Source organism: Thermodesulfobacteriota bacterium, assembly GCA_036397855.1.
GTDB lineage: Bacteria > Desulfobacterota_D > UBA1144 > Nemesobacterales > CSP1-2 > DASWID01.
The window spans coordinates 53,984-63,789 of record DASWID010000136.1 but is presented as its reverse complement, the minus strand read 5'-3'; the positions used below and the strand labels follow the sequence as shown (position 1 = coordinate 63,789).

7 protein-coding genes are annotated in these 9,806 nt (G+C 43.1%); 4 read left to right on the top strand and 3 right to left on the bottom strand.

Annotated features, from left to right (window positions below):
- Nucleotides 1–30: 30 nt before the first annotated feature.
- Complete coding sequence (locus VGA95_11450) at nt 31–537, top strand: hypothetical protein (GenBank protein HEX9667156.1); 507 nt, start codon at nt 31–33, stop codon at nt 535–537.
- Between the two features lie 203 nt (nt 538–740).
- Nucleotides 741–2,042 carry a M64 family metallopeptidase gene (locus tag VGA95_11445; GenBank protein ID HEX9667155.1) on the top strand — a complete coding sequence of 434 codons (1,302 nt, stop codon included), beginning with the start codon at nt 741–743 and terminating at the stop codon, nt 2,040–2,042.
- Here the strand turns inward: VGA95_11445 and VGA95_11440 are convergent.
- The 3 genes from VGA95_11440 to lpdA form a co-directional block, all read right to left on the bottom strand.
- Nucleotides 2,039–3,043, bottom strand: a complete 1,005-nt coding sequence (locus tag VGA95_11440) for a sorbosone dehydrogenase family protein (GenBank protein ID HEX9667154.1) — start codon at nt 3,041–3,043, stop codon at nt 2,039–2,041. The genes VGA95_11445 and VGA95_11440 overlap by 4 nt on opposite strands.
- 189 nt (nt 3,044–3,232) lie before the next feature.
- A complete protein-coding gene (gene lipB / locus VGA95_11435; GenBank protein ID HEX9667153.1) occupies nt 3,233–3,910 on the bottom strand; it encodes a lipoyl(octanoyl) transferase LipB in 678 nt (225 codons plus the stop codon).
- 79 nt (nt 3,911–3,989) lie between these two features.
- Nucleotides 3,990–5,426, bottom strand: a complete 1,437-nt coding sequence (lpdA, locus tag VGA95_11430; GenBank protein ID HEX9667152.1) for a dihydrolipoyl dehydrogenase — start codon at nt 5,424–5,426, stop codon at nt 3,990–3,992.
- 168 nt (nt 5,427–5,594) lie between these two features.
- Between lpdA and aceE the strand changes: the two genes are divergently transcribed.
- Nucleotides 5,595–8,279, top strand: coding sequence for a pyruvate dehydrogenase (acetyl-transferring), homodimeric type (gene aceE, locus VGA95_11425; GenBank protein HEX9667151.1), 2,685 nt, complete (start codon nt 5,595–5,597; stop codon nt 8,277–8,279).
- A gap of 15 nt (nt 8,280–8,294) precedes the next feature.
- Nucleotides 8,295–9,680 (top strand): 2-oxo acid dehydrogenase subunit E2, encoded by a 1,386-nt coding sequence (locus VGA95_11420; protein HEX9667150.1) that lies wholly within the window; start codon nt 8,295–8,297, stop codon nt 9,678–9,680.
- The last annotated feature ends 126 nt before the right edge of the window (nt 9,681–9,806 follow it).

The following is a 9,806-nucleotide window of genomic DNA, read 5'->3' as shown; positions in this document are numbered from 1 at the left end:
TTGACGAAGGTTCATTAAGGAGGTTTCACTATGCTAAGAGATTATGGATTGATCAAGTCTCTGATTTTCATTTTTCTAATTGTCACTATTGTTGGCTGTAAGAAGAAGACAGCCAATCCAATTAATCCGGAATCCCTACCCCCTACATTCTCACAAATTCTTATTGTAAAAAACGAAACCGCAGATGAAATTCATATGTTTCCAGCACCAGGATCAATAGGTGAACCCTTGATATTAGAACCCGGCGAATCGATCACAATGAACTTCATTGTTAACAGAAAAGCTTCCTTAGATGAATCCGGCAATCCAAAAGAAGATGGCTGGATAGTAGAGATAGATAAACAGCATAAGTTTCTTGGTATGAGAAACACCGATGGTCTTTTGCGGATCAAGACCTCAAAGGGGGAGCTATGGGAGTATCGGATAGATTTGGGTAAATGTTGGTTTGAAAATAAACCACCAACTAAAGACCATGAGCTCATTGTTCATGAAAAAGGACCGGATCAGAGCGCTCCGGCTGTGATACTTTGTGATTAAAGTTTAATAATTATAATTAACACAGGAGGTTAGCCTCCATATATCAAGTATCAGTTTAGATATTACGATTGACCATTATTTGAAAAGATCGTTATCAGTTTCATCTATCATCTTCGGGATTTTAAGTAGAATTTAAAACAACATATAGATGAGCCGCCTCATCTCATTCGATCCATAAATCCTGCAATCAAGGAATTTCCAACATGAAACGAGCCTGGCATAAAAGCACACGCTTAAATTTTGAATACAGGGATAGAGACATAGAGCTGGTTTCCTGGAGCAGGATAAAGAAGATTCCTCCGCCATCCGATGCAATTGAGGATTATGAAGATGAATCTGGCTGGTGGGTAATCTTGAGTGACGAACAGGGTGATGTGGTGTATAGACAAATAATCCACAATCCGATTCGTGTTGATAAGGAATTATTCTCTTATGGAAATGAAGAGGGTGTTAGATGGGAGATCCCGGATGCCGCAGAACAACATGGGGATTTCTCAGTTCTAGTTCCTGACATTCCGGTAGCTACCCATCTCTCTATTTATGGCAGTTTTGAAGAGGATGACGTATCAGTGCCTTCCTGGGAAGTTTTGAGTCTGGAACTAGGGTTGGAAAACCTTGAACTGGATACGGAGACGATGGCTGCACCTCGCGATTTAGAAGAGGGGAGGCTAATAGGCATTACAAAATTGGTCGATAATGGTTCCTCCACTGAAAAGTGGAACATTGTATTGCTTTCGGAGGGATATCGAGATAGTGAGATTCCCGACTTCCATGGGCATTCAGAAGGTTTCATTTCAAAGTTGAAAGCTACTCATCCTTTTACGGAATTATGGAATTTAGTAAATGTGTACCTTGTAAATGTTGCCTCAATAGATAGCGGAATCGCGGATCCAAGGAATCCACAGGATAATCCAAGAACATACTTCGATGCACGTTTCTATAACTTTGCATCAAATGACAGATTGATAGTGGCGAACCAGGATTTAGCATTGCTTGTAGCAAGACAAAATGTTCCAGAATATAATTTGGCTATGATGATAGTAAATACGGAACTCTACGGTGGTTCAGGCGGAACAGTAGCCGTGTTTTCAGCTCATCCACAATCTGCTAAAATCGGCATTCATGAAATGGGTCACTCTGGGTTTGGATTGGCAGATGAATATGAATATGCGGGTAGCAATGGACTGATTGGAAAGCGATATGCGGGCCAACCTCGCTCAGAGGCTAACATCGCGACATCAATCGAGCGAGCAAGGCTAAAATGGGGTCATTTGATTGTCGAAGAGGATGAAATCCCCTTTTTCCGGAATCCCAATTGTAATGACTTCAGTCCTAAGCCACCTTCTCACTTGGCTGGCAAGGTGGGTGCCTTTGAGGGTGCTTTCCATCATCATTGTGGAGTATACAGACCAGAAGCATTCTGTATCATGCGATCACTGGGTCATAATTCTTTTTGTAAGGTTTGCGGGAATAGGATTAGAAAAATTATTTCTTCAAACTTTTAATTTGATCGTCTATTTTTTCTATAAGTAATCTTATAGATTATCCCTCTTCTATCATCTGAAACATATAGAGACCCATCTTGTCCCACCAACACGTCAACCGGCCTACCCAAAACCTTAGTTCCCTGGAGCCAGCCTGTTGCGAAGTCTTCAATTGCCTCAGGTTTACCGTCTTTAATCCGGATCCGCACAAGTTTATATCCAGTTGGAACTGACCTATTCCAGGAGCCGTGATATGCGACAAATAGGTCTCCCTTGAATTCTTCAGGAAATAGATCGCCATCATAAAAGGTCAGTCCTAGAGGAGCAGAGTGGGCCTGTAATTCAACTATTGGAGCGACGGTATTTCTGCATCTACGGCCGTCATTAAATTTAGGATCGGGAATCCTGTCTCCATAACAATATGGCCATCCATAATCTTTTCCTTCGTTAACCCTGTTTATCTCATCTGGTGGTAAATTATCCCCTAACCAGTCTCTTCCGTTGTCGCTCGCCCACATTTCCCCCTTGACCGGATCCCAGGTCAGACCCACTGAGTTTCTCAAACCCTTTGCAAATACCTTCCCATCACTTCCATCGGGATTGAGTTGTAGAATTGCTGCTCGTCTTCTGTCTTTCTCTTCACATATATTGCAGGACGAGCCTATGGATACGTACATCTTCCCATCCGGACCAAAGTTAACTGTCCTTGTAAAGTGCCCGCCAGTAGGGAGGTCTGGAACAATTATTTCTTCCTTACCCGGTTTGGAATTAATGCCCTTATACTCATAGCGTACAATCTGATAGGTCTCACCAATATAGAGGTAACCCTTGTAAAAGGCTATGCCATGCGGACTATTTAGTCCTTTTAAAAATGTAATCTTTTTATCCGATTTACCGTCTTTATCTTTATCAGGAAGACCGACGACTTCCCCTTCTCTTATGATAGTTGTAAAAAGAACACCGTCTGGACTGAATGCCATAAATCTCGGCCTGCCGAGACCGGTGGCAAATTCTTCAATCATAAATCCTTCTGGTACTTGGATTTTGTCAGGGAAAGAAAAAAGATCCCCTGGAAATAACATAAAGCATAAAAATATGACTGAAGTAACAGCACAGGTTCTCATGGAAATCATTCTAAGGTGAACGATTTACTTATCAAGGTTGTAAGATTTACGCGGGACTGGAAAGTCCCGACTATCTTTTCAATCCACTTAGAGTGGAAAAGAATTATTTTTTGATACGCGAGGATTCATCTTGAAAACCCGTGAAAAGGCTTCGATTATGCTATCCTTAACTTCGGACATATCGATATCCATTTTATTACCTGACAGCTCTTTTATCGATGTCATTTTAATACCTGGAATTCCGCAAGGTACTATCATATCGAAATAAGACAATTCCGTATTCACGTTCAGAGCAAATCCATGATATGTTGTCCATTTCTTTACCCCAACACCGATTGATGCTATCTTTTCGTCCCTGACCCAAACGCCGGTATAATCCCTTTTTCTTTCACCAGTAATATCAAAATCGCTCAGCGCATTGATGATTACTTCTTCTATGTTTCTCAAAAAGAGATGAATGCCACATCTATGACTGCTCAGATCCAGAATCGGGTACCCGACTAATTGTCCAGGTCCATGATATGTGATGTCGCCACCTCTGCCCACAATTTCAAAATGGATACCTTTATTCTTCAATTCCTCTTGATTCTTCAGGAGATGTTCCGGTTTGCCTCTTCTTCCCATTGTAAAGGTCGGAGGATGCTCTAACAGTAAAAGATTATCCCCAACCTCATCATGCTTTATTTTGTTGAGAAGTGATAGTTGGAGTTCTAGGGCCTTTTTATAATCGACCCTGCCTAGATTATAAACGGTAAGAACGCTCATACGTCATCCTGCATCGTGCATCGTGTATCCTGCATCCTGGATCATGCATCCTGTATCTTGCATCTTGAATCGTGCATCCTTACATGTTCCTCGCCCGCCCTAATGCTGATAAAGCGGCCTCCATCACTGCCTCTGACAGAGTGGGATGGGCGTGTGGTGTTAATGCAATCTCCAGAGGAGTCGCCTCCAACGTTTGTGAAACTCCGATTTCCGCAATGAGCTCTGTTGCTCCATGACCAATAATATGCGTACCTAGGATTTCACCCGTGACGGAATCTGATATTATCTTAACAAAACCATCGGTTTCACCAGTTGCAACTGCTTTTCCTGAAGCCCTGAATGGAAACTTACCAATTTTAATCTTCAACCCTTTCGCCTTGGCTGCATCCTCAGTAATGCCGACGGATGCTATTTCTGGCTGACAGTAAACACAGCTTGGTATCCTGTCATAATGCACCCTGGTTCCCTTTTTGCCGGAGATCAGTTCAACTGCGGTTATTCCCTCTTCTGAAGCCTTATGAGCGAGGAGGGGTGGTCCTATTACATCACCAATTGCGTACACATTGCTGCAGGTCGTTCTATAAGAACCATCGGTTTTAATGAATCCTTGTTCATTAAGCTCTATATTCAAATCTTTGAGCCCTAGATCATCTGAGCCTTTATAATAGCTCAACGATGTCGGGGCGGTATTAGCCACAGCCTTCCGACCGACAGCTACCAGTAGTTTTGAAGCTTCGATCTCCTTTAACTCTTTATTTGACATATTCTCAACAATTATATTAAGTGAGCCGTTTAACTGTTTGCAAGCATTATATTTTGTGTTTGTTAACACCGTAATACCGGATTTCTTGAATACCCTCTCAAGCTCCGAAGCTACTTCGGAGTCTGCGCCGGGAAGTAGATGGCTCTCCATCTCAACAATTGTAACCCTGCTCCCAAATGAATTATATACATAAGCGAATTCTGCTCCTATATAACCTCCTCCTATGATAGCAATTGAGTCGGGAAAATTCTTTGACATGATCGCTTCATCGCTGGTGATCACGAGCTTTCCATCTATTTCAAGCCCAGGGAGTGTCTTAGGCACAGAACCTGTAGCTATCAGCACGTTCTCAGCCTCGATCTCATTCTGGTTTTTGTTTCCTATGATTCCTATTTTGTTTCTCGTGATTAACTTACCCGTACCCTGCAGGTGGGCGATTCCGTTTTTCTTTAGGAGAAACTCCACACCTTTAGATAAAGTGGATGAAGCTTTTCGGCTCCTGTCGATTACTTTCGCGTAATCAAAGGAAAGCCCCTTGACGTTGATTCCATAGGAGTCCGATCTCTTAAAATACTCATATATCTCGGCGGACTTGAGGATTGCTTTTGATGGAATGCATCCCCAGTTAAGACAAACTCCGCCCGGCTTATCCCTTTCAATGACAGCGACCTTCATCCCCAATTGTGCCGCTCGAATCGCTGCAATATAACCTCCCGGCCCCGATCCTATCACCGCTAAATTATATTTTTCCATGGCCCTAGTATTATAGCTATGGATTATTGATGGTCAATTATCCACTTTTTTATTTACATTCCGGAATAGGTATAATAGGATAAAATTGAATAAATATACTGATCACTTAAGATAATAGTCGTGGTTACGGTTTAGGATTTTTATATTAATTTATAAAAAAGCAGTAAAATGAGCCGATTTGTAGAAAAAGATAAAGAAATTTCTCAGGATGAAGCCATCGAGACACAAGAGTGGATTGATTCACTTGAGCATGTTATAAGGACACGTACACCCGAGAGGGTTAAACGCCTGATCAAGCAACTACACATCCATGCAAAGAAAGCAGGAATCGATGCCCCATACGCCGCGAACACACCCTATATAAACACAATACCCGCGGATAAGCAACCCCCATTTCCAGGTAGTCGTGAAATAGAACGGCGAATTAAGAGTCTGATTCGCTGGAATGCCATGGCTATGGTTGTTAGGGCTAACAGAATAGAAGAGGGGATTGGTGGACATATTTCGACTTATGCGTCTACGGCAACACTTTTTGAAATAGGTTTCAATCATTTCTTTCGAGCCAAGAGCGAAGAACACGAAGGGGACATTATTTATTTTCAGGGCCATGCATCTCCCGGGATTTATGCCAGAGCATTTCTTGAGGGGCGTCTTTCAATTGAACAATTGGAAAATTTTCGAAGGGAGTTAAAACCAGGGGGTGGATTGTCATCCTATCCCCATCCGTGGTTAATGCCAAACTTCTGGCAATTCCCTACAGTCTCTATGGGACTGAGTCCGATTATGGCGATCTATCAGGCGAGGTTTAACCGTTATCTTGAGGATCGCGGGCTAAAAAAGCCATCAGACGCAAAAGTGTGGTGTTTGATGGGAGATGGAGAAACCGATGAACCCGAATCCCTCGGTGCAATTACCTTAGCAGCAAGGGAGAAATTGGATAATCTGATTTTCGTAATAAATTGCAATTTGCAAAGATTGGATGGCCCCGTTCGCGGCAATGGCAAAATAATACAGGAACTTGAGATGATCTTCAGAGGAGCAGGCTGGAACGTAATTAAGGTGATATGGGGAAGTGACTGGGATCCGCTGCTAGCGAAAGATCACGACGGCGTTCTGGTGAATCGCATGGAAGAAGCTGTGGACGGTGATTATCAAAAGTATATAGTTGAATCGGGAAAATACATTCGTGATCACTTTTTTGGTACTGACCCTCGGCTTTTGGAGTTGGTGAAAAACCTGTCCGATGAACAACTCCAAAAACTTAGGCGAGGGGGGCATGATCCCGAAAAGGTGTATGCCGCCTTTAAGGCCGCGATAGATAATACAGGCTCACCAACTGTGATCTTGGCTAAAACAATTAAGGGTTATGGACTTGGCGAGAGCGGTGAGGGTCGGAATATAACTCATCAACAAAAGAAATTAAATGAGGAAGAGCTTAGGGAATTTCGAACTCGTTTTGGTATTCCTATCTCTGATGAAGAAGTTTCCAAAGCGCCATTCTATAAGCCTCTCGATGATAGTCCCGAAATCAAATATCTTCATGAAAGGCGGAAGGAACTCGGCGGATATATACCTGATAGGTCGGTTAACTGCGAGCCTCTCAAGACCCCTTCTGAAAAGCTTTTTGAAGAATTTCATAAGGGATCCGGTGATAGAGGTGTTGCAACGACTATGGCATTCGTAAGAATGCTTTCTAAGTTGCTTAAAGATGAACAGATTGGGAAACTGATAGTTCCTATTATCCCGGATGAGGCTCGTACTTTTGGGATGGAATCTCTATTTCGCCAAGTTGGCATTTACTCTCATGTTGGACAACTCTATGAGCCTGTTGATAAGGATACCCTTCTCTATTATAAGGAGGCCCTCGATGGGCAGATTCTCGAAGAGGGTATTACGGAGGCTGGTTCAATGTCCTCATTTATTGCAGCAGGCACCGCATATGCCACTCACGGTATAAACATGATACCTTTCTTCGTTTTTTATTCCATGTTTGGTTTTCAAAGAATTGGCGATCTTATGTGGGCTGCCGGTGACATGAGGTGCCGCGGATTTTTGATTGGCGGAACCTCCGGTCGCACAACACTGGCCGGCGAAGGGTTGCAGCACCAGGATGGTCATAGCCACCTCTTAGCGTATTCTGTCCCAAACTTAAAGACCTACGATCCAGCATTTGCTTACGAGATAGCCGTAATCATAAGGGACGGTATCCGTCGTATGTATGAAGAGCAGCAGGACATATTCTATTATCTGACCGTAATGAATGAACCCTATCTTCAGCCACCCATGCCCAAAGGGGTAAAGGAGGGTATTTTGAAGGGAATGTACAAGGTTAAGGCATCTGAAAACAAAGAAGCTAAGCACCACGCCCAGATACTTGGAAGCGGGTCAATCCTGAATGAATCCCTTAAGGCCCAGAAGATTCTGGAAGAAAGGTATGGAGTAGCCGCTGATGTTTGGAGTGTGACCAGTTATAAGGAACTCTATAGAGATGGCCTAGATGTTGAGAGATGGAACATGTTGCATCCGTCGGAGATAAACAAAATACCGTACATTACTCAATGCCTTGGCGACGCACCCGGTGTTTTCGTTGCTGCTACCGATTATGTGAAGGCTCTTCCAGATTCTACCTCTCAATGGCTTCCACGACCCCTTGTCTCACTGGGAACAGACGGCTTTGGCAGAAGCGGTAGTCGATCTGCCCTGCGTGACTTTTTTGAAGTCGATTCTAGGTTTATAACTTTGGCGACTCTTGCTGCACTCGCGAGAGAGAAAAAAATCAATACTGATATAGTTGAAAATGCTATAAAGGACCTTGAAATCGAGCCAAACAAACTAAATCCAATGATTTCTTGATAGTGACGATGACCTATGGTGACTGAATTCAGATTGCCTGAGCTGGGCGAAGATATAGCGACAGGAGACGTCATAAACGTTTATGTCTCTGTCGGTGATAGAGTCTCGAAAGACCAGCCCATTATGGAAATTGAAACAGATAAGGCGGCGATTGAGGTTCCGGCACCTGTAAGTGGTGTTATAACTGGAGTGCACGTAAACGAGGGAGAAACGATAAATATAGGACAATTATTGGTTACTATAGATGAATCGGAAGAAGAAAAAGAAGCGCCCGAAGTTAAAGAAGCGATTCAGGAAGTAGTAGAAGTATCAGCCGAAGAAAAGATTGAAGCTAAAAAGAAGATTGCGGTAGTAAAAACTGAAGCTGAACCAAAAGGAAAAGACGAGACAGAGATCGAAGAAAAAGAATACGAAGAAGAAGCAGCCTCGAAGGAAGAAGGCAAAGTCGTAGAATTTGCTCGATCGTCTCAAGCAGGTGTCGAGAAAGAGGCTCCAAGAAAACTCGTCCCGGCCTCACCCTCGGTTCGCAGATTGGCTCGTGAGATCGGGGTGGATATCAATCAGATTGTGGGTTCAGGTGCGGGGGGCCGGATTTCGGAAGAAGATGTAAAAAATTATGCAAGCAAAGAGATTTCAAAGACTGGTCCAGAAGAAATTCAAGTGGGAAAAGCAGATATATCTTTACCTGATTTTACAAAATGGGGAGAAATAGAGCGGAAGCCGATGTCCAAGGTAAGACGACTAACAGCAGAGCGCATGACTTCTGCCTGGCAGGCTCCTCATGTGACCCAGCATGACAAGGCCGATATTACAGAGTTAGAGAAAACAAGAAAACTCTTTGGCAGGAAAGCAGAAGATGCTGGTGGGAAACTGACTATGACCGCTATTTTAATCAAGGTAGTCGGCTCTGCGCTTAAGATCTTCCCTCAATTCAACGCCAGCGTAGATATGACAAACAGCGAGGTAATCTACAAAAAATATTATAACATCGCCGTCGCAGTAGACACCGACAGAGGCCTTCTAGCACCCATCATAAAGAATGTGGATAAGAAGAATTTGATTGGAATTTCCTCAGAGCTTACGCAATTGTCCGAAAAAGCGAGGAATAAAAAAATCACGGTCGAAGAATTGCAGGGAGGGACTTTCACCATTAGCAATCTTGGCGGCCTCGGGGGTACTTATTTTACACCGGTTATATATGCACCGGATGTCGCCCTACTTGGGGTATCGCGCTCCAACATCGAGCCTGTCTTCATAAACGATAATTTCGAGCCCCGGCTGATGTTGCCGCTTTCACTATCATACGATCACCGAATTATAGATGGCGCAGATGCAGTTCGATTCTTGCGGTGGATTGTCGAAGCCTTGGAGGAGCCTTTCAAGCTTGTGCTTGAAGGATGAATTTATTCAGCCACATATACACACGAAAATTACTTATATAAAGCATAATTATCTTAAATTAAATAATTGGATTTATGTCAATTAGTGAAAATTCGTGCTAATCTGTGGCTTCAATTTTATCTTTTC